At 70.7% G+C, this 26,656-nt stretch carries 23 protein-coding genes and 1 pseudogene; 6 read left to right on the forward strand and 18 right to left on the reverse strand.

The window, feature by feature from the left end:
- Window positions 1-5 precede the first annotated feature (5 nt).
- The 15 genes from QOL88_RS06595 to QOL88_RS06665 all read right to left on the reverse strand — a co-directional run bounded on the left by QOL88_RS06595 (window position 6) and on the right by QOL88_RS06665 (window position 15,616).
- Entirely contained in the window at window positions 6-1,121 is a 1,116-nt protein-coding gene (locus QOL88_RS06595) for an aminopeptidase P family protein (protein ID WP_097215528.1), read from the reverse strand.
- A gap of 195 nt (window positions 1,122-1,316) precedes the next feature.
- Window positions 1,317-2,174, reverse strand: a complete 858-nt coding sequence (locus QOL88_RS06600; protein ID WP_097215529.1) for a Pro-rich N-terminal domain-containing protein — start codon at window positions 2,172-2,174, stop codon at window positions 1,317-1,319.
- A 196-nt stretch (window positions 2,175-2,370) separates the two neighbouring features.
- Complete coding sequence (aroB, locus tag QOL88_RS06605; protein ID WP_097215530.1) at window positions 2,371-3,462, reverse strand: 3-dehydroquinate synthase; 1,092 nt, start codon at window positions 3,460-3,462, stop codon at window positions 2,371-2,373.
- On the reverse strand, window positions 3,459-3,974 hold the full coding sequence (locus QOL88_RS06610) for a shikimate kinase (protein WP_097215531.1): 516 nt from the start codon (window positions 3,972-3,974) through the stop codon (window positions 3,459-3,461). The genes aroB and QOL88_RS06610 overlap by 4 nt, the downstream gene beginning before the upstream one ends.
- Complete coding sequence (gene aroC / locus QOL88_RS06615) at window positions 3,971-5,155, reverse strand: chorismate synthase (protein ID WP_097215532.1); 1,185 nt, start codon at window positions 5,153-5,155, stop codon at window positions 3,971-3,973. Before aroC ends, QOL88_RS06610 begins: the two co-directional genes overlap by 4 nt.
- A gap of 141 nt (window positions 5,156-5,296) precedes the next feature.
- A complete protein-coding gene (locus tag QOL88_RS06620; RefSeq protein WP_097215533.1) occupies window positions 5,297-5,713 on the reverse strand; it encodes a hypothetical protein in 417 nt (138 codons plus the stop codon).
- 51 nt (window positions 5,714-5,764) lie between these two features.
- Window positions 5,765-6,592 (reverse strand): shikimate dehydrogenase, encoded by an 828-nt coding sequence (locus QOL88_RS06625; protein ID WP_097215534.1) that lies wholly within the window; start codon window positions 6,590-6,592, stop codon window positions 5,765-5,767.
- A 10-nt stretch (window positions 6,593-6,602) separates the two neighbouring features.
- A complete protein-coding gene (mltG, locus tag QOL88_RS06630) occupies window positions 6,603-8,327 on the reverse strand; it encodes an endolytic transglycosylase MltG (RefSeq protein ID WP_097215535.1) in 1,725 nt (574 codons plus the stop codon).
- 121 nt (window positions 8,328-8,448) lie between these two features.
- The gene (gene ruvX / locus QOL88_RS06635; RefSeq protein ID WP_097215536.1) at window positions 8,449-8,913 is read right to left on the reverse strand and encodes a Holliday junction resolvase RuvX; all 465 of its coding nucleotides are present in this window, start codon (window positions 8,911-8,913) and stop codon (window positions 8,449-8,451) included.
- 17 nt (window positions 8,914-8,930) lie between these two features.
- Window positions 8,931-11,603, reverse strand: coding sequence for an alanine--tRNA ligase (gene alaS, locus QOL88_RS06640; protein WP_097215537.1), 2,673 nt, complete (start codon window positions 11,601-11,603; stop codon window positions 8,931-8,933).
- Entirely contained in the window at window positions 11,603-11,956 is a 354-nt protein-coding gene (locus tag QOL88_RS06645; RefSeq protein ID WP_097215538.1) for a hypothetical protein, read from the reverse strand. The genes alaS and QOL88_RS06645 overlap by 1 nt, the downstream gene beginning before the upstream one ends.
- 9 nt (window positions 11,957-11,965) lie before the next feature.
- Window positions 11,966-12,406, reverse strand: a complete 441-nt coding sequence (locus QOL88_RS06650; RefSeq protein ID WP_097215539.1) for a DUF948 domain-containing protein — start codon at window positions 12,404-12,406, stop codon at window positions 11,966-11,968.
- 224 nt (window positions 12,407-12,630) lie between these two features.
- Window positions 12,631-13,245 (reverse strand): 30S ribosomal protein S4, encoded by a 615-nt coding sequence (gene rpsD, locus QOL88_RS06655; protein WP_030843106.1) that lies wholly within the window; start codon window positions 13,243-13,245, stop codon window positions 12,631-12,633.
- A 305-nt stretch (window positions 13,246-13,550) separates the two neighbouring features.
- The gene (locus QOL88_RS06660) at window positions 13,551-14,903 is read right to left on the reverse strand and encodes a replication-associated recombination protein A (protein ID WP_097215540.1); all 1,353 of its coding nucleotides are present in this window, start codon (window positions 14,901-14,903) and stop codon (window positions 13,551-13,553) included.
- A gap of 56 nt (window positions 14,904-14,959) precedes the next feature.
- The gene (locus QOL88_RS06665; protein WP_097215541.1) at window positions 14,960-15,616 is read right to left on the reverse strand and encodes a vitamin K epoxide reductase family protein; all 657 of its coding nucleotides are present in this window, start codon (window positions 15,614-15,616) and stop codon (window positions 14,960-14,962) included.
- Between the two features lie 142 nt (window positions 15,617-15,758).
- Between QOL88_RS06665 and QOL88_RS06670 the strand changes: the two are divergent.
- From QOL88_RS06670 to QOL88_RS06685, 4 genes and pseudogenes are all read left to right on the forward strand, one after another.
- Window positions 15,759-16,631 (forward strand): annotated as a pseudogene (locus QOL88_RS06670) (ABC transporter ATP-binding protein).
- The gene (locus QOL88_RS06675; protein WP_097215542.1) at window positions 16,628-17,473 is read left to right on the forward strand and encodes an ABC transporter permease; all 846 of its coding nucleotides are present in this window, start codon (window positions 16,628-16,630) and stop codon (window positions 17,471-17,473) included. Before QOL88_RS06670 ends, QOL88_RS06675 begins: the two are co-directional and overlap by 4 nt.
- Window positions 17,470-18,657, forward strand: coding sequence for a sensor histidine kinase (locus tag QOL88_RS06680; protein ID WP_097215543.1), 1,188 nt, complete (start codon window positions 17,470-17,472; stop codon window positions 18,655-18,657). The genes QOL88_RS06675 and QOL88_RS06680 overlap by 4 nt, the downstream gene beginning before the upstream one ends.
- Window positions 18,654-19,277, forward strand: a complete 624-nt coding sequence (locus QOL88_RS06685) for a response regulator (RefSeq protein WP_097215544.1) — start codon at window positions 18,654-18,656, stop codon at window positions 19,275-19,277. Before QOL88_RS06680 ends, QOL88_RS06685 begins: the two co-directional genes overlap by 4 nt.
- A gap of 222 nt (window positions 19,278-19,499) precedes the next feature.
- On the opposite strand, the gene hisS is transcribed toward QOL88_RS06685, so the two are convergent.
- Together hisS and QOL88_RS06695 are read right to left on the reverse strand one after the other, a co-directional pair.
- Entirely contained in the window at window positions 19,500-20,762 is a 1,263-nt protein-coding gene (gene hisS / locus QOL88_RS06690; RefSeq protein ID WP_097215545.1) for a histidine--tRNA ligase, read from the reverse strand.
- 11 nt (window positions 20,763-20,773) lie between these two features.
- Window positions 20,774-21,481, reverse strand: coding sequence for an MBL fold metallo-hydrolase (locus QOL88_RS06695; RefSeq protein ID WP_031104233.1), 708 nt, complete (start codon window positions 21,479-21,481; stop codon window positions 20,774-20,776).
- Between the two features lie 169 nt (window positions 21,482-21,650).
- Between QOL88_RS06695 and QOL88_RS06700 the strand changes: the two genes are divergently transcribed.
- Entirely contained in the window at window positions 21,651-22,496 is an 846-nt protein-coding gene (locus QOL88_RS06700; protein WP_097215546.1) for a peptidylprolyl isomerase, read from the forward strand.
- A 135-nt stretch (window positions 22,497-22,631) separates the two neighbouring features.
- Window positions 22,632-23,861, forward strand: coding sequence for a DUF349 domain-containing protein (locus QOL88_RS06705; RefSeq protein ID WP_097215547.1), 1,230 nt, complete (start codon window positions 22,632-22,634; stop codon window positions 23,859-23,861).
- A gap of 72 nt (window positions 23,862-23,933) precedes the next feature.
- Here the strand turns inward: QOL88_RS06705 and relA are convergent, their stop codons facing one another.
- A complete protein-coding gene (gene relA / locus QOL88_RS06710; RefSeq protein WP_097215548.1) occupies window positions 23,934-26,456 on the reverse strand; it encodes a GTP pyrophosphokinase in 2,523 nt (840 codons plus the stop codon).
- Window positions 26,457-26,656 lie beyond the last annotated feature (200 nt).

Genomic DNA, 26,656 nt, shown 5'->3' on the forward strand with positions numbered 1-26,656 from the left:
CCTGGCTACAGGGCGAGCAGCTCCTTGGTCGTGATGGTGAGTAGCTCGGGTCCGCCGTCCGCCTCGGGGCGGACGACGAGCGTGTCATCGATCCGGACACCGCCCCGGCCCGGGAGGTGGACCCCCGGTTCGACGGTGACTGGCACGCAAGCGTCCAGTTTACCCATGGCCGCAGGACTCAATTGAGGGTCCTCGTCGATTTCGAGCCCTACGCCGTGTCCGGTCAGGACCGTGAGGCCCTCCGTGTACCCCGCGGAGTCCAGGACCTGACGGGCCGCGCGGTCGACGTCCCGGCAGGCGGCGCCGGGTACCAGGCTCTCACGCCCGGCCCGCTGGGCCGCGAAGACCAGGTCGTACAGCTCGATCTGCCAGTCCGCCGGAGCCGTGCCGATGACGAACGTGCGGCCGATCTCGCAGCGGTAGCCGCGGTAGGTCGCGCCGAGGCAGACGGAGAGGAAGTCGCCCTCCTCGACCCGGCGGTCGGTGGGCCGGTGGCCGGAACGGCCGGCGTTCGGCCCGGTGCCGACGGATGTCGGGAAGGCCGGCCCGTCCGCCCCGTGGTCCACGAGTCGTCTTTCGAGTTCCAGGGCGAGATGGCGCTCGGTGCGGCCGACGAGGATCGACTCCAGCAGTTCGCCCAGGGCCTGGTCGGCGATCTCGGCGCCGATGCGCAGGCAGGAGATCTCCTCCTCGTCCTTGACGACCCTGAGCTGCTCGACGGCGCTGCCGAGGCCCGTCAGGCGCAGCCGGGGGGCGACCGAGCCGAGGGCGCGGTGCCGGGCCACGGTGAGGTGGTGCTCCTCCACTGCGAGGGAGTCGGCACCCTGGCCCGCGGCGAGGCCGGCGGCCGCGACGGCCGGGTCACCACCGCCGACTCCGGGCAGGGTATGGACGCGCAGGGCCTCGTCGGGGCGCTCCTGCGTGGGGCGGTCGACCGCCGCTCCGGTACTGACCAGGAGGTCGTGCTCCTCGGTCCTGCCCAGCAGCAGAACGGCGCCCTGCGGGGCGGCGCCCGCGAGATAGCGCACGTTGGCGGGGCGCGAGACCAGCGCCGCCGCGCTGCCGCCCGCGTTGCAGTATTCCCTCAGACGCGTCCGGCGGGCCGCGTACACCTCTGACATGACCCGAGCGTATGAGCTCCGCCGGTTTGGCGCCGGTTGAGGGCGTCTGAGTGGGCGGTGCCCGGTGCGGCGTGCCGTTCGGGAGACGGGGTGCCGCGCGGGGTCGGATGCCGTCCGCGGCTGTATGGGGCTTGTCGCGCAGTTCCCCGCGCCCCTAAAGGGGCGCTCGCCTCGGGGCGCTTGGCTGAGGGGCGCTCACCATTGGGGCGGGCTGGCGATCGACCTGGCCAGGACGTCGTCCAGGATCCTCGCCGTCTCCGGGACGTCCAGCTGGGAGTTGTCGATGATCGGCAGCCCCGAGCCGTACCACCCGGCCATGCGGCCGTGGATGCGGGCGACCTCCTCGTCGGACAGCCGTCGGTTGCCCGAGCGCTCCGCGTTGCGTTCCAGGACGATCTCCAGGCCCGGCAGCAGCACGACCGGCAGCAGGCCCGGCCCCACATGGCGCTTCCAGCCGCCGAGGCCGACGACCGGGCGGTCGGGGAAGACCGCGTCGTCGAGGATGCACGAGATGCCGTTCGCCAGGAAGTTCCGGGCGGCGAAGCCGCAGGTGCGGCGGGCCAGGCGGTACTGCGCCTCGGAGTTGTCGTTCCACCCGGACTGGGGGTCGGCGAAGCCGGAGCGGACCCACTCGCGCACGTCGTCGAGGCTGATGTGGGCCGTGGGGACCCGGCGGTGGTCCGCCCAGTACTTGGCGACGCTGGTCTTGCCCGCACCCGCGGGGCCGATGAGCAGCACCGCGAGCGTCGTGCCGGCGGGGTCGGGAACGGCCGCGGCGGGCGAGGCCATCGGCATGGCGACCGGGCCGCCGGGCGGCAGCGGCACGTGCCCGGTCGTCTCCGGCGTCGGCGGGGCGGAACCCGCGGCCGGTCCCGGTCCGGGCGGGGGCGCCGGATATCCCGGCGCCGGGGGCGGCGGGGGCACGGGCACGGCGCCCTGGTGCGCGCCCGCGTGCTGCGGGCCCGGGTGATGTGCGGCCGGCGACCAGCCCGTGGCCGGTCCGTGCCCCGGCTGATGGGGCGGCGGCAGCGGAGAACCCACTGCGTGCTGCATCCGGTGCCACTCCGTCTCATACAGGCGATGGGCGCTGACAGCGGGGGCGGAACCCGCTTTCCCCCACAGCCTAAAGGGCGTGGGGGGACCCCCATCCGAACGGTACCGCCCCCGGTCGTCGATGTGTGAACGGCCGGGGGCGGCCCGAAGTGCCCGCCCCGTAAGGCGATTTCGGGCGCAAGGCGCGCCGGAGGACTTACTGCCCCACCTCGCCGTACGCGGCGAGCAGCACGGCCGGGTCGGGTCCCTCCAGGACGGTGGGCTTGGCCAGACCGTCGAGGACGATGAAGCGCAGGAGGTTGCCGCGCGACTTCTTGTCGACCTTCATGGTCTCCAGCAGCTTGGGCCACTGGTCGTACCGGTAGTGCAGGGGCAGCCCGACCGCTTCGAGGATCGTGCGGTGGCGGTCGGCCGTCGCGTCGTCCAGCCGGCCCGCCAGGCGCCCCAGTTCGGCGGCGAAGTGCATGCCGACCGAGACCGCCGCGCCGTGGCGCCACTTGTAGCGCTCGTTCTTCTCGATGGCGTGGCCCAGCGTGTGGCCGTAGTTGAGGATCTCGCGCAGTCCCGACTCCTTGAGGTCGGACGACACGACGTCGGCCTTGACCCGGATGGAGCGCTCGATGAGCTCGGCCGTGTGCGGGCCGGCCGGGGTGCGGGCGCCCTGTACGTCGGACTCGATGAGGTCCAGGATCACCGGGTCGGCGATGAAGCCGGCCTTGATGACCTCCGCGAGCCCGGAGACGTAGTCGTTGACCGGCAGGGAGTCCAGTGCGGCCAGGTCGCAGAGCACACCGGCGGGCGGGTGGAAGGCGCCGACGAGGTTCTTGCCCTCGGCGGTGTTGATGCCGGTCTTGCCGCCGACAGCCGCGTCCACCATGGCGAGCACGGTGGTGGGGATGGCGATCCAGCGCACCCCGCGCAGCCAGGTGGCCGCGACGAACCCGGCCAGGTCGGTGGTCGCACCGCCGCCGACACCGACGATGACGTCGCTGCGTGTGAATCCGGACTGGCCGAGCGCCTTCCAGCAGTAGGCGGCGACCTCGGCGGTCTTGGCCTCCTCCGCGTTGGGCACCTGGACGGCGACCACTTCGTAGCCCTGCTCGGCCAGGTCGGCGCGCAGCGCGTCGCCGGTCTCGGCCAGCGCCTCGGGGTGGAGGATCGCGACCCGCTGGGTCTTCTCGCCGATCAGCCCGCCGAGTTCACCCAGCAACTGCCGGCCCACCAGGACCTCGTACGGGTCGGTCCCCGCGGTGCCGCCGACCTGGATCCGCGTGACTGCCTCGCTCATACTTCCTTCAACTCCAGTGCGTCCAGGGCGGCTTCGGTGACCTCTTCGGGGGTCCGGCCGTCGGTGGCGACCACGGCCGTGGCGACCTCCTCGTACAGGTGGCGGCGGGCCTCCATCAGCTCGCGCCACTGCTTGCGCGGATTGACCGCGAGCAGCGGGCGGGCCGTGTTGAGGCCGGTGCGCTTGACCGCCTCCTCGACGTCCATCGACAGGTACGCCACGCGCTGCCCGGCGAGCAGTGCGCGCGTGTCGCTGTCGAGGATCGCTCCCCCGCCCAGGGCCAGGACGCCGTCGTGCTCGCCGAGCGCCCGCCGCACAGCCGCCTTCTCGATCGCCCGGAAGGCCGACTCGCCCTCGTCGACGAAGATCTCGGCGATGGTCCGGCCCTGCTCGGCGACGATGTCGTCGTCGGTGTCCCGGTAGGAGACCCCGAGCCGCTCGGCCAGGAGCTGTCCGACGGTGGACTTGCCCACACCCATCGGACCGACCAGGACGACCAGCGGGCCGCTCATCGGATGGCGAGGTTGTCGAGGTACGACGTCACGTTGCGGCGCGTCTCGGCCACCGAGTCGCCGCCGAACTTCTCCGCCACCGCGTCCGCGAGCACCAGGGCCACCATGGCCTCGGCGACGATGCCGGCGGCCGGGACCGCGGACACGTCGGAGCGCTGGTGGTGGGCCTGCGTGGCCTCGCCGGTGGTGACGTCCACGGTCTGCAGGGCGCGCGGGACGGTGGCGATCGGCTTCATCGCGGCGCGGACGCGCAGCAGCTCACCGGTGGTCAGACCGCCCTCGGTGCCACCGGAGCGGCCCGTGGTGCGCCGGATGCCGTCATCGGTCTTCACGATCTCGTCGTGCGCCTTGGAGCCGGGCACTCGCGCCAGTTCGAAGCCGTCGCCGAGCTCGACGCCCTTGATCGCCTGGATGCCCATGAGGGCACCGGCGAGGCGGGCGTCCAGCTTGCGGTCCCAGTGCACGTGCGAACCGAGGCCGACGGGCACGCCGTACGCCAGGATCTCGACCACGCCGCCGAGGGTGTCGCCGTCCTTGTGGGCCTGGTCGATCTCCGCGACCATCGCCTTCGACGCGTCCGCGTCCAGGCAGCGCACCGGGTCCTCATCCAGCCGCGCGACATCGGCCGGGGTCGGGTAGACACCCTTCGGCGCCTTGGCCGCAGCCAGCTCGACGACGTGGCTGACGATTTCGACGCCGGTCGTCTCCTTCAGGTACGACCGGGCCACCGCGCCCAGGGCGACGCGCGCGGCCGTCTCACGCGCGGAAGCACGCTCCAGGATCGGCCGGGCCTCGTCGAACCCGTACTTCTGCATGCCCGCCAGGTCGGCGTGGCCGGGCCGGGGCCGGGTCAGCGGGGCGTTGCGGGCGAGCCCGTCGAGGATCTCCGGGTCGACCGGGTCGGCGGCCATGACCTGTTCCCACTTCGGCCACTCGGTGTTGCCCACCATGATCGCGACCGGGGAGCCGAGGGTCAGGCCGTGCCGGACGCCGCCGAGGAAGGTGACCTCGTCGCGCTCGAACTTCATCCGGGCACCGCGCCCATAGCCCAGGCGCCGCCTCGCGAGATGGTCCGCCACCATGTCCGTGGTGATCGGCACGCCGGCGGGAAGACCCTCCAGCGTCGCCACGAGTGCGGGACCATGGGACTCCCCCGCGGTCAGCCAGCGCAACCTGCTCAACGGTGCTCCTCAGTGCTCGCGCTCTGGTACTGCCCTGCGTACGCGCCTCGTCGCGTACGGCGACGGCGCGACCGGGTGCGCGGCCCGGCCCGCCATCTCCGATCCTCCCACGCCGGGGCGGTTTGCCCGGCGGCCGGTCCATCAAGCGGACGCGTTCGCGGACGGGCCGTCGCCCTGACGCTGCTGCGGCGCGTACGCGCCGAGGAAGTCGGCGCCGCTCGGCTGCTGCGCGGGCTCGGCCTGCCGCTGCGGGGCGTACGCCCCCAGGTGGTCGGCACCGCTGCCCTGCTGCCCGTCCGGCTGCGTCTGCCGCGGGGCGTACTGGCCGAGGTAGTCCGCGCCGCGCCCCTGCCCGTACTGGGCGGCTGCGTGGACCGGCTGCCCGTTGCGGACGGCGCGCCGGTAGGCGATCTTGCGCTTGATCTTGACGACCCAGGACGCCACGACAGCGAGCACGATCAGGGCGAGCACCGTGATCTGCACCCAGTCGGGCAGGAATCCCAGCAGGGACTCGAATATCTGGGACTTGACGGATGCCTGAGGCAGGCCTGCGGACATGACGGACGTTCCCCTCCCCTGTTCCGCCCCCTGCGGAACCGAGAGCGGATCTTATCGGGCCGCGAGAGCCCGCTCGCCCGCTTTTCGCATGGCGTCCAGCGGTGCCGGTGCCAGCCCCGTCATCTGCTCGACCTGGAGCACGGCCTGGTGCACCAGCAGGTCGAGGCCGCTGACGACGGCACCGCCGTACGCCGACCAGCGGGCGGCGAGGTCGGTCGGCCAGGGGTCGTACAGGACGTCGAAGAGGGCTGCCGGGCGCTCCGGCACGGACCGGGCGAGGGCGTCGGTGACACCGGCCGGCGTCGTGCTGATCACCAGGGGGGCGCGCAGGGCCCGCTCGGCATCGGCCCAGTCGGCGATACGGACGGCGACATCGAGCCGCTCGGCCCACTGGCGCATCTCGGTGGCCCGGGCCTCGCTGCGCACGTACACGGAGATCTCGCCCGGGCAGATCCGGGACAGCGCGGCCAGCGCGGAAGAGGCGGTGGCGCCCGCACCGAGGACGGCGGCGGCGTCGACCTTGTCGATGCCGTGCTCACGCAGCGCCGCCACCATGCCGGGGATGTCGGTGTTGTCGCCGATCCTGCGGCCGTCCTCGGTGCGGACGACGGTGTTGACGGCGTCGACCGAGGCGGCGGTCTCGCTGATCTCGTCGAGCAGCGGGATCACGGCCCGCTTCAGCGGCATGGTCAGCGAGAGGCCGGCCCACTCGGGGCCGAGCGTCTCGAAGAACGCGGGCAGCCCGGCCTCGTCGACCTCGAACCTGTCGTACGTCCAGCCGGCCAGGCCCAACTCCTGGTAGGCGGTGCGGTGCAGGACCGGGGAGAGCGAGTGGGCGATCGGGGAGCCGAGTACGGCGGCCCGGCGTGGTGCGGCCATCAGGGTTTCCTCAGTTGTTCCGCGAGGCGTTGAACTGGTCGACCAGCTTCTGGTGTTCGGCGTTCGTCTTCGTGAACTTGCTGGTCTTGCCGTCGAGCGAGATGAAGTAGTACCAGCCGTCGTCCGTCGGCTTGAGGGCGCCCTTGATCGCGTCCTCGCCCGGGTTGTCGATCGGACCGGGCGGCAGGCCCTTGTGGAAGTACGTGTTGTACGGGTTGTCGTACGTCCGCAGCTCTTGCAGAGTCAGGTCGATCTTGCTCTGGTTCTTGATGTAGTTGTAGGTGGAGTCGAACTCCAGCATGCCGTTGGTCTGCGGGTTGCCGGGCTTCATCCGGTTGTAGACGACCTCGGCCATCTTGCGGAAGTCGCTGTGGCTCGTGCCCTCGGCCTGGACCAGGCTGGCGATGGTGACCAGTTGCCACGGGTCCTCGAGTCCGAGGCTCGCGGCCTTCTTCTCGACTCCGAGCTTCTCGTACGTCGCGGTGGCCCGCTTGACCATCTGCTTCAGGACGGCCTCGGGCTTCTGGCCCTCGCTGACGCCGTAGCTGGAGGGGTAGAGGAAGCCCTCCAACGGGTCCTTGACGTCGGCGTGGTTCTGCGCCCAGGCGGGCAGACCGAGTTGCTTGTAGTCCTTCTTGGCCACGGCGGCGGTGGTGCCTGCCTTGACCTTGAGGCGCTTGTCGATGAGCCGGTAGATGTCGGCGTTGCGACGGCCCTCGGCGATGATCAGGTTGTCGCGGCTCTTCGGACTGAGCATCAGTTCGACCGCACTCGCGGCCGACATTTGCTTCTGCAGCGTGTAGACGCCGTCCTGGATGCCCTTGCCGTTCGGGTTGTCCTCCTGGGCGGCGACGAACGCGTCGACGCTCTTGACGACCCCCGCGCTCTTCAGCACCTGGCCGATCTTGTAGCCGAGCGCTCCCTCGGGGATCTCGACGGACACCTGCTGCCCGTTGCCGTCGCCCGCGAAGTCCGGGGCGTCGCCGAAACGATCCTGGTAGAACTGGTAGCCGAAGTAGCCGGCACCGGCCAGACCGCCGCCGAGGATCACGACGACCAGCAGGCAGGCCATGCCATTGCGGCGCTTCTTCGGTTTGCCGCCGCCACGCCCCCGCTTGTCCTCGCGCCCACGGCGCTCTCCGGGCTCGTCGCCGTCGTCATCGTCGTCGCCCGCGAAGAAGGCGTGCTCGCCCTGATCGGGGCCGGGATCCCAGTCGGTCACCGCTTCCTGAGCGGGCTCCTGAGCGGGCGCGACCCCTCGCCGGCCGGGCGGCTCCGGGGGCGGATAGGCCTCGGGCGAGCCGTAGTAGTCCTGCTGTCCCCCGCCGTACGCACCGGCCTGCTGCCCATAGGGGTCCGCCGGGTCACCGGGGTAGGAGACCTGCTGGTGCGGGTCGTTGACCCAGCCGCCGGTGTCGTACTGCTGCTGGTAGCCCTGGGTCTGCTGGTGTCCGGGGTCCTGCTGGCCGGGGTACTGCTGGTGGTCGTGGGCCTGTGCCGTGTAGTGCTGGTCGTACGGGTACTGCTGCTGTGCCTGACCGTATGCGGCCTGGTCACCGGTGCCCCAGTCGCCGTACTGCGGCTGCTGCGGCTGCTCTGGGTAGTGCTGCGGCTGGCCGCCGTAGGGGGACTGCTGACCCTGATGGGCCTGCTGTCCCTCCCATCCGCCGTCCCCGTACAACGGGTCCTCGGGATGCCACGGTTCGGAGCCGTGGCCCCGGCCATACTCAGTCATCGATCCCCTAGAGCCGCGAGGCGGCGGTCGCGCGGCTTCCGGTCCGGCTCCCGTCCCGCCTCTTGCTGTGCGGTGGCTGTTCGAATGCCGCCGCATCGCGCGGAACGTTACCGTATCGCGATCAGATGACCACTTCGACGCCTTCGCCGGGTGCTTTACCTGACACCCGTTCGGATTCGAGGGCTTGTTGCAGGATGACCACGGCTGCGGCCTGGTCGATGACGGACCGGCCCTTCTTGGATTTGACGCCCGAGGCGCGCAGTCCCTGGCTGGCCGTCACCGTTGTCATGCGTTCGTCGACGAGTCTCACCGGAACCGGTGCGATGATGCGGGCCAGTTCCTGGGTGAAGCCCCGGACCTTGACCGCGGCCGGGCCCTCGCCGCCCTTGAGGGAGCGCGGGAGACCGACCACGACCTCCAGCGGCTCGTACTCCTCGACCAGTTGCTTCAACCGTCTCTGAGCTGCGGGGATGTCACGCCCCGGGACCGTCTCCACCGGGGTGGCGAGGATCCCGTCGGGGTCGCACGAGGCGACCCCGATGCGGGCGTCCCCGACGTCGATCGCGAGTCGACGTCCTCTGCGCATGCTGTCCGACCCGTCTCTTACTTGGCCGTCTCGGTGACCAGGCGCTCCACGGCGTCCACGGCGTCACCGATGGCGGCCGGGTTCTGGCCGCCGCCCTGGGCGACGTCCGGCTTGCCGCCACCGCCGCCGCCGAGGGTCTTGGCGGCCGTACGGACCAGGTCGCCGGCCTTCAGGCCGCGCTCGCGGGCGGCCTCGTTGGTGGCGATGACCGTGAGCGGCTTGCCGTTCGCCACCGTGAACAGGGCGACGACGGCGGCCCGCCCGCCCTGGATGCGTCCGCGCACGTCGAGGACCAGCTTGCGGAGGTCGTCGGCGGTGGTGCCGTCCGGCACCTGACCGGTCACGACAGCAACGCCACGGACGTCCTTGGCCGACTCGGCGAGACCGGCGGCGGCCTGGAGGACCTTCTCGGCGCGGAACTTCTCGATCTCCTTCTCGGCGTCCTTCAGCTTGCCGAGCATGGCGGAGACCTTCTCCGGGAGCTCCTCCGGGCGGCCCTTGATCAGCTCCTGGAGCTGGGCGACGACCGTGTGCTCCCGGGCGAGGAAGTTGTAGGCGTCCACGCCGACGAGGGCCTCGATCCGGCGCACACCGGAGCCGATGGAGGATTCGCCGAGCAGCTTGACCAGGCCGAGCTGGGCGGTGTTGTGCACGTGGGTGCCGCCGCACAGCTCCTTGGAGAAGTCGCCGATCGTGACCACGCGGACGCGCTCGCCGTACTTCTCGCCGAACTCGGCGATGGCGCCCTGCTTCTTGGCCTCGTCGATGCCCATGACGTCGGCGCGGACGTCGAGGTCGCGGGCGAGCACCTCGTTGATCTTCTGCTCGACGTCGGTCATCACGGCCGTCGGGACGGCGGACGGGGAGCCGAAGTCGAAGCGGAAGCGGCCGGGCTGGTTCTCGGAACCGGCCTGGGCGGCCGTCGGGCCGAGGGCGTCGCGCAGGGCCTGGTGGGTCAGGTGCGTGGCCGAGTGGGCGCGGGCGATGGCCTTGCGGCGGCGGTCGTCGATCGAGGCCTGGGCCTTGGCACCGACGGTGACCTCGCCGACCTGGACGACGCCCTTGTGGACGTAGACCCCCGGGACCGGCTTCTGGCAGTCACGGATCTCGATGACGGCACCGGTGTCGACCTTGATCTTGCCGGTGTCGCCGATCTGGCCGCCGCCCTCGGCGTAGAAGGGGGTGCGGTCGAGGACGATCTCGACCTCGTCGCCCTCGGTGGCGGCCGGGGAGGAGGCCCCGTCGACGAGGATGCCGACGATCGTGGACTCGCTCTCGGTGTCGGTGTAGCCGATGAAGTCGGTGGCACCGGCCTGGTCGGCGATCTCACGGTAGGCACCGGCGCCGGCGTGCCCGGTCTTCTTGGCCTGGGCGTCGGCCTTGGCGCGCTCCCGCTGCTCCTTCATCAGGCGGCGGAAGCCGTCCTCGTCCACGGAGAGGCCCTGCTCGGCGGCCATCTCCAGGGTGAGGTCGATCGGGAAGCCCCAGGTGTCGTGGAGCAGGAAGGCCTTGTCGCCGGCCAGGACGGTGCCACCGGCGGCCTTGGTGTCGGTGACGGCCGTGTCGAGGATGTTGGTGCCGGCCTTCAGCGTCTTGAGGAAGGCGTTCTCCTCGGCGAGGGCGACCTTCTCGATGCGCTCGCGGTCGGTGATGAGCTCGGGGTACTGCTGGCCCATCATCTCGATCACGGTGTCGATCAGGTCCTGCACGACCGGACCGGTGGCGCCGAGCAGGCGCATGTTGCGGATGGCGCGGCGCATGATGCGGCGCAGCACGTAGCCGCGGCCCTCGTTGCCGGGGGTGACACCGTCGCCGATGAGCATCACGGAGGTGCGCATGTGGTCGGTGACCACGCGCAGGGAGACGTCCGAGTCGTGGGCGTCGCCGTAGCGGACGCCGGTCAGCTCGGTGGCCTTGTTGATGACGGCCATCGAGGTGTCGATCTCGTACATGTTCTGCACGCCCTGCAGAATCATGGCGAGGCGCTCCATGCCGAGGCCGGTGTCGATGTTCTTGCTGGGCAGGTCTCCGAGGATCTCGAAGTTGTCCTTGCCGATGCCCTCGCCCCGCTCGTACTGCATGAAGACGAGGTTCCAGATCTCCACGTAGCGCTCGTCGTTGACGGCGGGGCCGCCCTCGACGCCGAAGTCGGGGCCTCGGTCGTAGTTGATCTCGGAACACGGGCCGCAGGGGCCGGGGACGCCCATGGACCAGTAGTTGTCCTTCATGCCGAGGCGCTGGATGCGCTCCTTCGGCACCCCGACGACCTCGTGCCAGATGCGCTCGGCCTCGTCGTCGTCCTTGTAGACGGTGATCCACAGGCGCTCGGGGTCGAGGCCGTAACCGCCCTTGTCCTGGGCGCTGGTGAGCAGCTCCCAGGCGTACTTGATGGCGCCTTCCTTGAAGTAGTCGCCGAAGGAGAAGTTGCCGCACATCTGGAAGAAGGTGCCGTGCCGGGTGGTCTTGCCGACCTCTTCGATGTCGGGCGTGCGCACGCACTTCTGGACGCTGGTGGCGCGCGCGAAGGGCGGCTTGACCTCACCCAGGAAGTAGGGCTTGAAGGGCACCATGCCGGCCGGGACGAGGAGCAGAGTCGGGTCGTCCGCGATGAGCGACGCCGAAGGGACGACGGTGTGACCGCGCTCCTCGAAGAAGCTCAACCAGCGGCGGCGAATCTCAGCCGACTCCATCAGTGGTCCTCATTCCGGTTGTACGGGTGCGTCTGGTACGTCGAACCCTCGACGTACTTCGGGTTGTTGCGGTTCTCGATGGCGATGTGACGGCGGGGGCCGGGCAGCTCGGGATTCTCGTTGATCCCGAGGGCGTCGCCCAGTTCGGCCTCCCGCACGGCCATGTTGTCGCGGACGTCGAGCGCGAAGCCCACGGCACGGTCCTTGATGCGGTGACCGGCCTCGATCGCCTTGTTGCCCGCGGTTCTGGCGAGGCTCTCGGGGGTCAGCTGCTTCAGCTTGCGATTGACCTTGGTGGTGGCCCACACACCGGCGGCGACGCCCGTGGTGAACCAGAAGGTGCGGCGGAACATCGCTGGCTCTCAGTCCCTCTTCCCTCGGGCGCTGCGCCGAGAGACCGTACGGCCCACGATCACGGTACGCCTGGACGCCTTGGCGGGCACGTCCTCCTTGCGGCCGCCCAGGGCCCGGCGCACGCCGTAGCCGAAGGCCGCGACCTTGACCAGGGGGCCGCCGAAGGTGGAGGCGACGGTCGTCGACAGCGCCGAGGCGTTCGACGTGACCTCCTGGACGTCGGAGGCGATCGAGTCGACCCGGTCGATCTGGGTCTGCGCGGAGCGCACCGCCGTGGAGGCGTCGGCCAGCAGCGGGACGGCCTGGTCGGTCACGTCCGCCACGAGCTTGGTGGTCGCCTTGAGCGTCTGGGCCACCCTCGCCAGCGCGACGGCGAGGAAGGAGACCAGGATCGCCCAGAAGACGGCCACCAGGATCCCGGCAACCTCTCCACCGGACACTGTGTGCACCCGCTCCCTGAAACGTGCCTGAACATCGAAAAAGTCGTGCGACGAGCCTATCGCGACCGCGACGGCACTCCGTACCGGATTTGGCTCCGGCGCGGGGGCGCGGCGTGGATTGTCCGGGCGGGTCGGGGAAGCCGCCGGGCATGAAAAACCCGCTGCCTCCCACCGTGACGGTGGGAGGCAGCGGGCTCAGCGCGAGGCCGGTGGTACCGCGTCGCCGAGGAAGATCAGCGGGCGTAGTACTCGACGACGAGCTGCTCGTCGCAGATCACCGGGATCTCCTTGCGGTTCGGCTCGCGGTCCAGGCGGAACGCCAGGCCCTTGAGGTTCACCTGGAGGTAGCGCGGGGTCTCACCGTCGGGGGCGAAGCCACCCTCACGAGCGATCGTGAAGAGGGTCTTCTCCTTGGAGCGCTCGCGAACCTGCACGACGTCGTCCGGACGGACACGGAAGGAGGGCTTGTCGACCTTCTTGCCGTTGACCGCGATGTGGCCGTGGACGACCATCTGGCGGGCCTGGTAGATCGTGCGGGCGATGCCCGAGCGAAGCACCAGCGCGTCGAGACGACGCTCGAGCTCGATGATCAGGGCCTCACCGGTCTTGCCCTGGACCTTGGAGGCACGCTCGTAGGCGCGGACGAGCTGGCGCTCGGACACGTCGTACTGCGCGCGCAGACGCTGCTTCTCGAGCAGACGGACCTTGTAGTCCGAGTTCTGCTTGCGGCCGCGGCCGTGCTCACCCGGCGGGTAGGGGCGGGCCTCGAAGTACTTGACGGCCTTCGGGGTCAGCGCGATGCCGAGGGCACGCGACTTCTTGACCTTGGGACGGGGCTGGTTCGCCACTGTCTTCTTCTCTTTCCTGGTTTCCGGCTTGTCAGGGTTGAGGGAGGTCGCATCCGCAGCCGGGGAAACCCTCCTCGGTCCTGGTGGACCCCGGTGGGCAGCCGCTCCCCTGGTCTGGGCACATACGTGCAGCACGCGAGTGGCCCACCGACCGGTTCCGTCGTGCGACGGTGGTGGTGGGCTGCCCGCGACACCGTTCGACGGTGCGCGACGCTCCTGGAGCCGATCCCGGAGGATCGGGCTCCGGCCGACTGTCCCGTTCTGACTGCACGGGACGCGGCACTCCGGACGAGTTTACAGGGTCCTCAGGACCGCTTTCGACCGAGGTTCTTCCGGGTCCACTCCACCGCGTCCGCGTAGCGGGCCTCCGACCCGTGCCGGGTCGGCTCGTAGTACTCGCGGTCCTTCAGCTCGTCCGGGGCGTACTGCTGGGCCGCGATGCCCTCGGCCAGGTCGTGCGGGTAGACGTAGCCCTGGCCGTGGCCGAGCTTGGTCGCGCCCTTGTAGTGGCTGTCGCGCAGATGCGCGGGGACGGGTCCGGCCAGGCCCTTGCGGACGTCTTCGAGGGCGGCGCCGATCGCGGTGGTGGCGGCGTTGGACTTGGGGGCCAGGGCGAGGGCGATCGTGGCGTGGCTGAGGGTGAGGGCGGCTTCGGGGAAGCCGATCATGGCCACGGCCTGGGCGGCGGCCACCGCCGTCTGGAGAGCGGTCGGGTCGGCCAGGCCGATGTCCTCGCTGGCGGAGATCATCAGGCGGCGGGCGATGAAGCGGGGGTCCTCGCCGGCTTCGATCATCCGGGCCAGGTAGTGCAGGGCGGCGTCGACGTCGGAGCCGCGGATGGACTTGATCAGGGCGCTGGCCACGTCGTAGTGCTGGTCGCCGTCACGGTCGTACTTCACGGCGGCCCGGTCGACCGTCTCCTCCAGGGTGGTCAGGCCGATCTCCCCCTCGCCCTTGTCGAGGGCGGCTCCGGCGGCCGCCTCCAGGGCGGTCAGGGCGCGGCGGGCGTCACCGCCGGCGATACGCAGAAGGTGGTTCTCGGTCTCCTCGGGGAGGGTCACGGCGTCCCCCAGGCCGCGTTCGTCGGTGAGGGCGCGACGGATGAGGCTCCTGATGTCCTCGTCCGTGAGCGGTTCGAGGGTCAGCAGCAGGGAGCGGGACAGCAGGGGCGAGATCACCGAAAAGTACGGGTTCTCCGTCGTCGCCGCGATGAGCGTCACCCAGCGGTTCTCGACGGCCGGGAGCAGGGAGTCCTGCTGGGCCTTGCTGAAGCGGTGGATCTCGTCGAGGAAGAGGACGGTCTCCTTGCCGTAGCCGCCGGAGGCGCGGCGGGCGCCGTCGATGACCGCGCGGACCTCCTTGACGCCCGCGGTGATCGCGGACAGCTCCACGAAGCGGGCGTCGGTCGCCTTGGAGACGACGTAGGCCAGGGTGGTCTTGCCGGTGCCGGGCGGGCCCCAGAGGAGCACCGAGGAGGGGCCGGCCGGGCCGGACGCCTCCCCCACCAGTCTGCGCAGGGGTGAGCCCGGCTTCAGCAGATGCTGCTGGCCCACGACCTCGTCGAGGGTGCGCGGGCGCATCCGCACGGCCAGGGGGCTGCTGGACGGCTCCTTCTCCTGGCGTTCTTCGGCTGCGGCGGTGAACAGGTCGGGCTCCACGTCAGAAACCCTAAATCACGGCACCGACAATCCGGCCGGGCCCCAAAAGCGGGGGCTCAGCTCAGCCAGAAGTCCCACCAGCGGGTCAGGATCAGCATGCCGATGATGCCGATGTGCAGCACGGGCATGACCCAGGTGAACTCGCCGAAGAAGCTCTTGAGCCAGTTCGGGGCGGGCAGGAAGCCCTTGCGGACGTTGAACGACGTCACGTACCAGAACATCAGGATCGTGGCGACCCAGGCCAGGCTGCACCACAGGCAGAGCGCGTTGATCCGGTACAGGGACTGGAACATCAGCCAGGCGCAGAAGACCACGCCGAACAGGCAGCCGGCGTTGAAGGTGAGCCAGTACCAGCGCGGGAAGCGGGCGCGGGCCAGCAGGGCCATGCCGACGCCGATGACGATGCCGTAGCAGACGAGGCCGAGCATCGGGTTCGGGAAGCCGAAGACGGCGGCCTGCTTGCTCTCCATGACGCTGCCGCAGGAGACGACCGGGTTGAGGCTGCAGCCGGGCGTGTAGCTCTTGCCGGCGACCTTGGCCTCGAGGATCTTGAACTTGTCGATCGTGATGACCCACGCGGCGAGCAGTCCGGCCGCTCCGGTGATCACCAGCAGTAGGGCGAGGGCCCTGCTGCCGCCCTCCGCGCGCGGTGCGATCTCGGCGCGCTCCGGCTCGGACTCCGTGGAGACGTCCCTGACTGTCGTCTTGCTCATCACGCCGATTCCGTCACTTGAGACCTGAACATCTTCGGGCAGGGCCATTGTGCCGCACAGGTGCCTCCGTCCACCGTTCAGTGGACATAAGGATGTCCGCCCGGTCGTCCCTGAGGGGTGCGTTCCGGCCGACGCTCGTCGCATGACAGCACAGGGGTACGAACTCGCCGTGGACGTGCGGGGGCTGCGCAAGCGCTACGGGGACGTGACCGCCGTCGACGGCATCGATCTCGGCATCCGGCGGGGCGAGGTGTTCGGCCTGCTCGGGCCCAACGGCGCGGGCAAGAGCACCACGGTGGAGATCCTCCAGGGCAACCGGGACCGGGACGCGGGCGAGGTGTCCGTGCTCGGGTCGGACCCGGCGGCCGGCACGCGCGCGTGGCGCTCCCGTGTCGGAATCGTCTGGCAGGACGAATCGGCGCCCGCCGAGTTGACGGTCCGGGAGACCGTGCGGCATTTCGCCGGCTACTACCCCCGGCCGCGGGACCCGGAGGAGGTCATCGGCCTGGTCGGTCTGGAGGCGAAGGCGGACAGCCGGATCAAGGCGCTGTCGGGCGGCCAGCGCAGGCGCCTGGACGTGGCGCTCGGCGTCATCGGGGGCCCCGACCTGCTGCTCCTGGACGAGCCGACGACCGGGTTCGACCCGGCGGCCCGGCGGCAGTTCTGGACGCTGATCCGCGCCCTGGCCGACGAGGGCACGACCATCGTGCTGACCACGCACTACCTGGAGGAGGCGGAGGCCCTCGTGCACCGGCTGGCCATCGTCGCGGGGGGCCGGATCGTCGCCGAGGGCGAACCAGGAGCCCTGCGGGAGCGGTACGGCACCGAGGCCACCGTGGCGTGAACCGAGCCGGACGGCAGCCCGCGCGCGACGCGCACCGGAACGCCGACGCGGGCCGTCGCCGATCTCATGGGGCGCTTCGGCGGCGAGATCCCCGGGCTGACGGTGACCCGCCCCACGCTGGAGGACGTCTACCACCGGCTGACCGGGCAGTCCCAGGAGGACGCGCGATGACCACCACCGTCGTACGCGAGCGCGGTGACGTCGGCTCCGGACGGCTGCCCGGCGCGTGGGGACTGGGGCTGCGGCGGGGCGCCCTGGAGATCAGGCAGTTCTTCCGCCAGCGCGACCAGGTGGTGTTCACGTTCGCCTTCCCGGTCGTCTTCCTGTTCCTGTTCGCGTCGATCTTCCGGGACGACGTGGAGGGCGCGGGCATCACCGCCTCGCAGCTCTACGTGCCGGCGATGATGGCCGCCGGGATCATGTCGACGAGCTTCCAGGCGCTCGGCATCTCGATCGCGATCGAGCGGGAGGACAAGGTGCTGCGCCGGCTGCGGGGCACGCCGATGCCGCCCGCGGCCTACTTCCTGGGCAAGATCTGGCTGGTTCTGTTCACCGGTCTGCTGGAGACGGCGGTCCTCCTCCTCGTCGGCACGACCTGTTACGGCGTCGACCTCCCCTCGGACGCGGGCCGCTGGTTCGACCTGGCGTGGATCTTCGTGCTGGGCATCACGGCCTGCGCGCTGCTCGGCATCGCGATCAGCTCGGTCCCGAACTCCGCGAACAGCGCGAGCTCGGTGGTCGTCCTGCCCTTCCTGGTGCTGCAGTTCATCTCCGGGGTGTACATCGCCATCGGCACCATTCCGGACTGGATGCTGAACATCGGCGCGCTGTTCCCGCTGAAGTGGATGTGCCAGGGGCTGCGCGGGGTGTTCCTGCCGGAGTCGGCGCAGGTGCTGGAGCCGGCGGGGAGCTGGGAGTCGGGACGCGTGGCCCTGGTGCTCGCCGCGTGGTGCGTCGGAGGATTGGCCCTGTGTCTGCTGACGTTCCGCTGGAAGGACCGCCGCACCGGATGAGCGATGCCGCGAGCGCCTATCACTGGGAGCGCTCGTTCCGGCTCTGGGACACGTACTTCGCGCTGATCTGGGCGGCCACGGTGGCCTACGTGCTGGCCACGGAGCGGCCCGGCTGGCCGCTCCGCGCGGTCGCGGCGGCGCTGCTCGTGCCGCTCGTGCCGCTGTACGTGGTGGCCGGGCGGCGACTGATCCGGGGCGATCCGCCCGACCAGCGGCAGGCGATCGGCTATCTGGCGGCGGCGCTGGCGCTGTTCCTGCCGTCGGCGGTGCTCGCCGGTGAGACGCGGGTGCTGACGTTCGCGCTGATCCCGCAGTGCTTCATGACGCTGCGGCTGCGGTCGGCGCTGGTGGCGGTGGCCGTGATGAACCTGGTTCCCGTGGCGGGCTGGGCGCTGTTGTGGTGGCCGGGCGCCCGGGAGCTGGCCTTCGACGTGCTGTTCTCGGTGGTCAGCCTGGTGTTCTCGGTGGCCGTCGGCATCTGGATCATCCGGATCATCGAACAGAGCCATGAGCGGGCGGAGTTGATCGCCGAGCTGGACGCGAGCCGCCACGAGCTCGGCCGGTTGTCCGAGGCGCACGGGGCGCTCGCCGAGCGGGAGCGGCTGGCCCGGGAGATCCACGACACGCTGGCGCAGGGGTTCACCAGTCTGGTGATGCTGATCCAGGCGGTCGAGGCGGAGCTGGACCATGACGTGCCCGAGGCACGGCGGCATCTGCGGCTGATGGACGAGACGGCCCGGCAGAACCTCGCCGAGGCCCGGGCCCTGGTCGCCGGGGGTGCGCCGGCGGACCTGGACGGCGCGTCCCTGCCGGACGCGCTGCGGCGGCTGGCCGCGCGTCATGACGCCGTGCTGGAGGTGACCGGGCCGGTGCGGACGCTGCCCGCGGGCCCGGAGGTGGTGGCGCTGCGCGCCTGTCAGGAGGCGCTGGCCAACGCCCGTAAGCACGCGGGGAGTCCGGTGACGATCGGCGTGTCACTGGCGTACGCCGACGACTCGCTGACGGTGTCGGTACGGGACGGCGGCCGTGGCTTCGACGCGACCGCCGCCAGCGGCGGGTACGGACTCGCGGGGCTGCGGGCCCGGGCCGCCGAGGTGGGCGGCACCGCCGACGTGCGCAGCTCCCCGGGCGACGGCACGGTCGTGACCGTCCGGCTGCCCGTCGTACGGAGGAGGATCCCGTGATCCGGATCATCCTGGCCGACGACCATCCCGTCGTGCGGGAGGGGCTGCGGGCGATGCTCAGTGCGGAGTCCGACCTGGAGGTCGTCGCCGACGCGTCCAGCGGGCCGCAGGCGGAGGCCCTGGCGGCTGAACTGCGGCCGGACATCGTGCTGATGGACCTGCGGATGCCGGGTGGTGGGGGCGTGGACTCCATCGTGCGGATGGCCGGGGCCGGACTGCCCTGCCGCGTGGTGGTCCTGACGACGTACGAGACGGACCGGGACATCCTGCGGGCGGTGGAGGCGGGGGCGGCGGGCTATCTGCTGAAGGACCTGCCACGCGCGGAACTGGCGGACGCGGTGCGGGCCGCCGCGCGCGGCGAGACGGTCCTGGCCCCATCGGTGGCGGCCCGGCTGGTCGACCAGCTGCGGACGAAGCCGGAGCGGCCCCGGCTCTCGGAGCGCGAGACGGCGGTACTCCGGCTGGTGGCCGAGGGGTGCACCAACGCGGAGATCGGGCGGCGGTTGTTCATCGGGGAGTCGACGGTGAAGACGTATCTGCTGCGGGTCTTCGGGAAGCTGGGGGTGGACGACCGGACGGCGGCGGTCACCAGCGCGATGCGGTTCGGGCTGCTGGACTGAGGGCTGGTGGCTGCGGGCTGCGGTTCTCGCTCGCGCCGCCCTTACTCGCCCCCTCCCCAGGGGCTCGGCCCCTTCGCCCCGCCGGGGGCTACGCCCCTGGAACCCCGTCGGCCCGAAGACCCTCGTCCTCACGCGACGGCGGGCGGAGAGAACGGAACCGGCCTCGGCCTCCAGAGCCACGGGGGCTGTGCAGGCCGAGGCCGTTCCCGTCCGGGCGGCTGATCAGCCCAGCCGCGCTTCCAGCTCCGCCACGATCTCGTTCACGCCCACCGCCGTCTGCTCGCCGGACTCCATGTCCTTGAGCTGGACGACGCCCTCGGCGAGGTCGCGTTCGCCGGCGACGACCGTGTAGCGGGCACCGCTGCGGTTGGCGTTCTTCATCGCGCCCTTGAGGCCCTTGCCGCCGTAGGAGAAGTCGGCCGCGATGCCGTTCTTGCGCAGCTCGGTGACCTTGGCGAACAGGACGCGGCGGGCCTCCTCGCCGAGCGGGACGGCGAACACGCTGGTGGTGGCGGGCAGTTCCAGCTCGACGCCCTCCGCCTCCAGGGCGAGGACCGTGCGGTCGACGCCGAGGGCCCAGCCGACGGACGGCAGCGCGGGGCCGCCGATCATCTCGGAGAGGCCGTCGTAGCGGCCGCCGCCGCCCACCGCGGACTGCGAGCCGAGACCGTCGTGGACGAACTCGAAGGTGGTACGGGTGTAGTAGTCCAGGCCGCGGACCAGCTTCGGGTCGTCCTCGAAGGAGACGCCCGCCGCCGTGATCAGCTCGCGGACCTCCTCGTGGTACGCCTTGCACGCGTCGCACAGGTAGTCACGCAGCAGCGGCGCGTCCCCCAGCTGCTTCTGCACCGACTCGCGCTTGTCGTCCAGGACGCGCAGCGGGTTGATCTCCGCGCGGCGCAGGGTGTCCTCGTCCAGGTCCAGGCCGCGCAGGAACTCCTGCAGCGCCGTCCGGTACACCGGGCGGCACTCCTGGTCGCCGAGGCTGTTGAGCAGGATCCGGAAGTTGCTCAGGCCCAGCGAGCGGTACGCCTGGTCGGCCAGGATGAGCAGCTCGGCGTCCAGCGCCGGGTCCTCCGCGCCGATCGCCTCGGCACCGACCTGGGAGAAGTGGCGGTAACGGCCCTTCTGGGGGCGCTCGTAGCGGTAGTACGAGCCGGAGTACCAGAGCTTGACCGGGAGATTGCCGGCCTTGTGCAGGTTGGCCTCCAGCGCCGCGCGCAGAACGGAGGCCGTGCCTTCGGGGCGCAGGGCGAGCCGGTCGCCGCCCTTGGTCTCGAAGGCGTACATCTCCTTGGTCACGATGTCGGTGGACTCACCGACCCCGCGCGCGAAGAGCTCGACGTTCTCGAAACCCGGCGTCTCGATGTAGCCGTAGCCGGAGTTGCGCAGCGGGGCGGCGATCGCCTCACGGACGGCGAGGTAGGTGGCGCTGTCCGGGGGGATCAGGTCGTACGTGCCCTTGGGGGCCTTGAAGGTGCTCACGGAAGGTCTCGTCACATTCCTCGTCGGGGAGCCCGGGCGGGTCCCTGGCCGGCGGCCACCTGCCGCAGATACGGGTTGGTGGAGCGCTCCTGGCCGATGGTCGTCTGGGGGCCGTGGCCGGACAGCACCACGGTCGAGTCGTCGAGCGGCAGGCACACGCGGGCCAGCGAATCGAGCATCTCGGCCATGTCACCGCCGGGCAGGTCGGTGCGTCCGATGGAGCCGGCGAACAGCAGGTCGCCCGAGAAGAGGATCGGCGGGATGTCCGCCGCCTCGGGCATGCCGAAGGTCACCGACCCCTTGGTATGGCCGGGCGCGTGCGCGACGGACAGCTCCAGGCCCGCCAGCTCCAGCTTCGCCCCGTCGGTCAGCTCCTTGACGTCGTCCGGCTCCCCCACGGTCAGCTCGCCCAGCAGCGGCATCCCGATGGAACGGCCGATCCCCTTCTCGGGGTCGCTCATCATGTACCGGTCGTCCGGGTGGATCCAGGCCGGCACGTCGTGCGCGCCGCACACCGGGACGACCGACGCCACGTGGTCGATGTGGCCGTGGGTGAGGACGACGGCGACGGGCTTGAGCCGATGCTTGTCGATCGCCTCCGCGACGCCGTCGGCGGCCTGATGGCCGGGGTCGATGATCACGCACTCCTCACCGGCGGCGGGGGCGACGAGGTAGCAGTTCGTCCCCCAGGCCCCGGCGGGGAACCCGGCAATGAGCACGATCGTCCTTCGTTGTGTCGATATACGGGCGGCTACGGCTGCTCACAGAGCCTACCGGCGCTGCCGATTCCTCAGCGAACCCATATACGGTACGGGGCACACGCACGCGCTCGGCACACAGGACGCACGCGTACCGGTCGACGTATCAGACCCTTGAGGAGAGAACCCGGTGGTCAGCCAGGAACAGCGGCGGCGTCAGCTCGCCCGGGAGAAGTTCTTGCGGCAGCAGCAGCGACGCACTGACGCGCGACGCAAGGCCCGTATCCGCAACTCCGTGATCGCCTCGGTTCTCGGCGTGATCGTGGTCCTGTCGGTGACGGTCTTCCTGACCAAGCCGTTCGAGGACGACGGCAAGAAGGAGAACGCGAACGCGGACGTCACGCCGAGCGCCACGCCCAGCAAGGCCCCGGACCCGTGCGAGAAGCCGGCCCCGGGCAAGGTCGAGTCGCAGACCTGGAAGAAGGAACCGGCGATGACCGTCGACGAGGCGGCGACGTACACGATGAAGCTGGACACGACCTGCGGTGAGATAGACGTCGCGCTGAAGGCGTCGGCGGCGCCGCACACCGTCAACTCGTTCAACTTCCTTCTCAACAAGGGCTACCTGGACCACAGCAAGTGCCACCGGCTCACGGACCAGGGCATCTACGTCCTGCAGTGCGGCGACCCGCAGGGCACCGGCATGGGCGGACCGGGCTACACCATCCCGGACGAGAACCTCAAGGACAAGAGCCTCAAGGGCGGCACGTACCCGGCGGGCACGGTCGCGATGGCGAACCAGTACAACGCGCAGACGAAGCAGGGCCGCGACAGCGGCGGCAGCCAGTTCTTCCTCGTCTACCAGGACAGTCAGCTGCCGCCCGACTACACGCCGTTCGGCACGGTGTCCGAGGCGGGCATGAAGGTCCTCAAGAAAATCGCGGACGCCGGGGCGCAGGCTCCCGACCCTCAGACGGGCAATACGGCGCCCAACGCGACGGTTGTGATCAACAAGGCCACGATCACGAAATCCTGACCCCCAACTGCGAAATTTCGGTCGCGCGGGATGCGGACACGCCCCCCGCCGGTCGCCTATGTTGGCCGTGACGAAACTGTGGACGATGCCCGGGGGAGCTGAGGCCCCTCGCAGGCATCATGTGGAGGAGGCGCTGTGAGCAGCGACCCGTGGGGCCGCGTCGACGAGACGGGGACCGTGTACGTGCGTACGGCCGACGGCGAGCAGGTCGTCGGTTCCTGGCAGGCAGGCTCCCCCGAGGAGGCGCTGGCCTATTTCGAGCGCAAGTACGAGGGCCTGGTTGTCGAGATCGGCCTCCTCGAGAAGCGAGTGAAGACCACCGACCTGTCGGCCAAGGACGCCCAGGCCGCCATCGACCACATCCGTGAGCAGGTCGACGCGCACCACGTGGTGGGCGACCTGGACGCCCTGCGGGTCCGGCTGGACAAGCTCGTGGAGCTGGTGGAGGCGCGCCGCGAGGAGCGCAAGGCGCAGCGGGCGAAGCAGTCCGACGAGGCTCGTCACGCCAAGGAGGCGCTGGTCACCGAGGCGGAGGAGCTGTCGCAGTCCGACCAGTGGCGGGCGGCCGGTGAGCGGCTGCGGGCCCTGGTGGACACCTGGAAGGGTCTGCCGCGCCTGGACCGCAAGTCCGACGACGAGCTGTGGCACCGGTTCTCGCACGCGCGCTCGGCGTTCTCCAAGCGGCGCAAGCAGCACTTCGCGCAGCTGGACGCGCAGCGCGAGGAGGCCCGCAAGACCAAGGAGCGGCTGGTCTCCGAGGCCGAGGCGCTGTCGAACTCGACGGACTGGGGCGTGACGGCGGCGCGCTACCGCGAGCTGATGTCCGAGTGGAAGGCCGCCGGCCGCGCTCAGCGCGAGCACGAGGACGACCTGTGGAACCGCTTCCGCGGCGCCCAGGACGTCTTCTTCGCGGCCCGCAGCTCGGTCTTCGCCGAGCGGGACGCCGAGCAGTCGGAGAACCTCAAGCTCAAGGAGGAGCTGGCCGAGGAGGCCGAGAAGCTCCTGCCGATCACGGACCTCAAGGCGGCCCGCGCCGCGTTCCGGAACGTGAACGAGCGCTGGGAGGCCATCGGCCATGTGCCGCGCGACTCCCGGCCGAAGGTCGAGGGCCGGATGCACGCGGTCGAGCGCGCCATCCAGGAGGCCGAGGAGGCCGAGTGGCGCCGGACGAACCCGGAGGCCCGCGCGCGTGCCGAGGGTCTCACCGGCCAGCTCCAGGCAGCGGTGGACAAGCTGCGGGGCCAGATCGAGCAGGCTCGGGCGCAGGGCAACAACGCCAAGGCCGACAAGCTCCAGCGTGAGCTCGACGGCCGTCAGGCGCTGCTGGACCAGGCGCTGAAGGGCCTGCACGAGTTCGGAGGCTGAGCAGTCCGTCGAAAGGGGCTCCCGTACGAGGTGTACGGGAGCCCCTTTCGTGTGGTCGGAGGTGACGAGCGGTTACGACCTGCTGCGCGCCGACGTCACCCGGTACACGTCGTACACGCCCTCCACGCCCCGGACCGCCTTCAGCACATGGCCGAGGTGCTTCGGGTCGCCCATCTCGAAGGTGAAGCGGGAGGTGGCGACGCGGTCGCGGGAGGTCTGGACGGCCGCGGAGAGGATGTTGACGTGCTGGTCGGACAGCACGCGGGTGACGTCCGAGAGGAGCCGGGAGCGGTCCAGGGCCTCGACCTGGATGGCGACCAGGAAGACCGAGGACTGGGTGGGCGCCCACTCGACCTCGAGGATGCGCTCGGGCTCGCGGGACAGCGAGTCGACGTTCACGCAGTCGCTGCGGTGCACCGATACGCCGCTGCCGCGGGTGACGAAGCCGATGATGGGGTCGCCCGGGACGGGGGTGCAGCAGCGGGCCAGCTTGACCCACACGTCCTCGACGCCCTTGACGACGACGCCCGGGTCGGCGCTGGAACGGCGCTTGCGGCTGCGACCGGGGGCCGGCGGGACCGACTCGTCGATCTCCTCGGTGGCGGCCTCCTCGCCGCCGAGGGCCTGGACCAGCTTCTGCACGATGTTCTGCGCGGAGACATGGCCCTCGCCGATCGCCGCGTACAGCGCGGAGATGTCGGCGTAGCGCATCTCGTGCGCGAGGGTCACCAGGGAGTCGCCGGTCAGGATGCGCTGGATCGGCAGGTTCTGCTTGCGCATCGCGCGGACGATGGCGTCCTTGCCCTGCTCGATCGCCTCGTCGCGGCGTTCCTTGGAGAACCAGGCCCGGATCTTGTTGCGGGCGCGCGGTGACTTGACGAAGCCGAGCCAGTCGCGGGAGGGGCCCGCGCCGGCGGCCTTGGAGGTGAAGACCTCCACCAGGTCGCCGTTGTCGAGGGTGGACTCCAGCGGGACCAGCCGGCCGTTGACGCGGGCGCCTATCGTGCGGTGCCCGACCTCGGTGTGCACCGCGTAGGCGAAGTCCACCGGGGTGGCACCGGCGGGGAGCGCTATGACGTCGCCCTTGGGGGTGAAGACGAAGACCTCGTTGCGGGACAGGTCGAAGCGCAGGGACTCCAGGAACTCGCCCGGGTCCTCGGTCTCCTTCTGCCAGTCCAGGAGCTGACGCAGCCACGCCATGTCGTTGAGGTGGTCGTCCTTGCCCTTGCCGGACGACTTGGGGGCGTCGCTGCGCACCTTGGAGGCACCGGCGACGGCCTCCTGCTTGTACTTCCAGTGCGCGGCGATGCCGTACTCGGCGCGGCGGTGCATGTCGAAGGTGCGGATCTGCAGCTCGACCGGTTTGCCGCCGGGGCCGATGACCGTCGTGTGCAGCGACTGGTACATGTTGAACTTGGGCATCGCGATGTAGTCCTTGAACCGGCCGGGGACCGGATTCCATCGCGCGTGCACCGTGCCGAGGGCCGCGTAGCAGTCGCGGACGGTGTCCACGAGGACGCGGATGCCCACCAGGTCGTAGATCTCCGCGAAGTCCCGGCCACGGACGATCATCTTCTGGTAGACGCTGTAGTAGTGCTTCGGGCGGCCGGTGACGGTCGCCTTGATGCGGGCCGCGCGCAGGTCCTGCTGTACCTCGTCGGTGACGATGGCCAGGTACTCGTCACGCTTGGGCGCCCGCTCGGCCACCAGCCGGACGATCTCGTCGTACATCTTGGGGTAGAGGATCGCGAAGGCGAGGTCCTCCAGCTCCCACTTGATGGTGTTCATGCCCAGGCGGTGGGCGAGCGGCGCGTAGATCTCCAGGGTCTCGCGCGCCTTCTTCTCCTGCTTCTCGCGCTTGAGGTAGCGCATGGTGCGCATGTTGTGCAGGCGGTCGGCGAGCTTGATGACCAGGACGCGCGGATCCTTGGCCATGGCGACGACCATCTTGCGCACGGTCTCGGCCTGCGCGGCCTCGCCGAACTTGACCTTGTCCAGCTTGGTGACGCCGTCGACGAGCAGCGTGACGACGTCGCCGAAGTCGCGGCGCAGGTCGTCCAGGCCGTACTCGGTGTCCTCGACCGTGTCGTGCAGCAGGCCGGCCATCAGCGTGGCCGGATCCATGCCCAGCTCGGCGAGGATGGTGGTGACGGCGAGGGGGTGCGTGATGTACGGGTCGCCGCTCTTGCGCTTCTGGCCGCGGTGCCAGCGCTCGGCGACCTGGTAGGCGCGCTCGATCTGGCGGAGCGTGGCCGTCTCGATCTTCGGGTCGTTGCTGCGCACTATCCGCAGCAGCGGCTCCAGCACCGGGTTGTACGGGTTCGCGCGCTGCACACCGAGCCGGGCCAGACGGGCGCGGACGCGGTTGGAGGAGCCGGAGCGGGCCGGCTGTCCGGCTGCCTGCCGTACCGCGGGCGGCGGGGTGGGCTTGGGCCGCGACTGATCGGCGGGCTTGTCGACCGGTGCCGCCTGGGCATGCTCGACCGGCCCGCGGGTGTCGTTCTTCGCGTGGGGCGCGTTCGGCGCGGGCTTCGCCGCGGCTGCCGAGGCGGACTCGGGCTTGGCGGCGGTCAGGTGCTGGGCCTCGTCTGGCAAGAGGGCTCCTCGTGCGCGATCCGGGTCCCCCGGTCAGGCTCCGGACCCCCATGGTAGCGATCCCGGGGCCCGGGATCGCCTTCAGGCCAATGTGAGGACCGTCTACCCGGGATACGCAGGTAACGCACGAGGCGGGCTCCGGATTCCTCCGGGCCCGCCTCCGCGGTGTCGTGGCGGTGTCCGCCGGGACGCAGTGGTCG

The sequence above is a fragment of the Streptomyces sp. Ag82_O1-12 genome, from assembly GCF_900182715.1.
GTDB lineage: Bacteria > Actinomycetota > Actinomycetes > Streptomycetales > Streptomycetaceae > Streptomyces > Streptomyces massasporeus.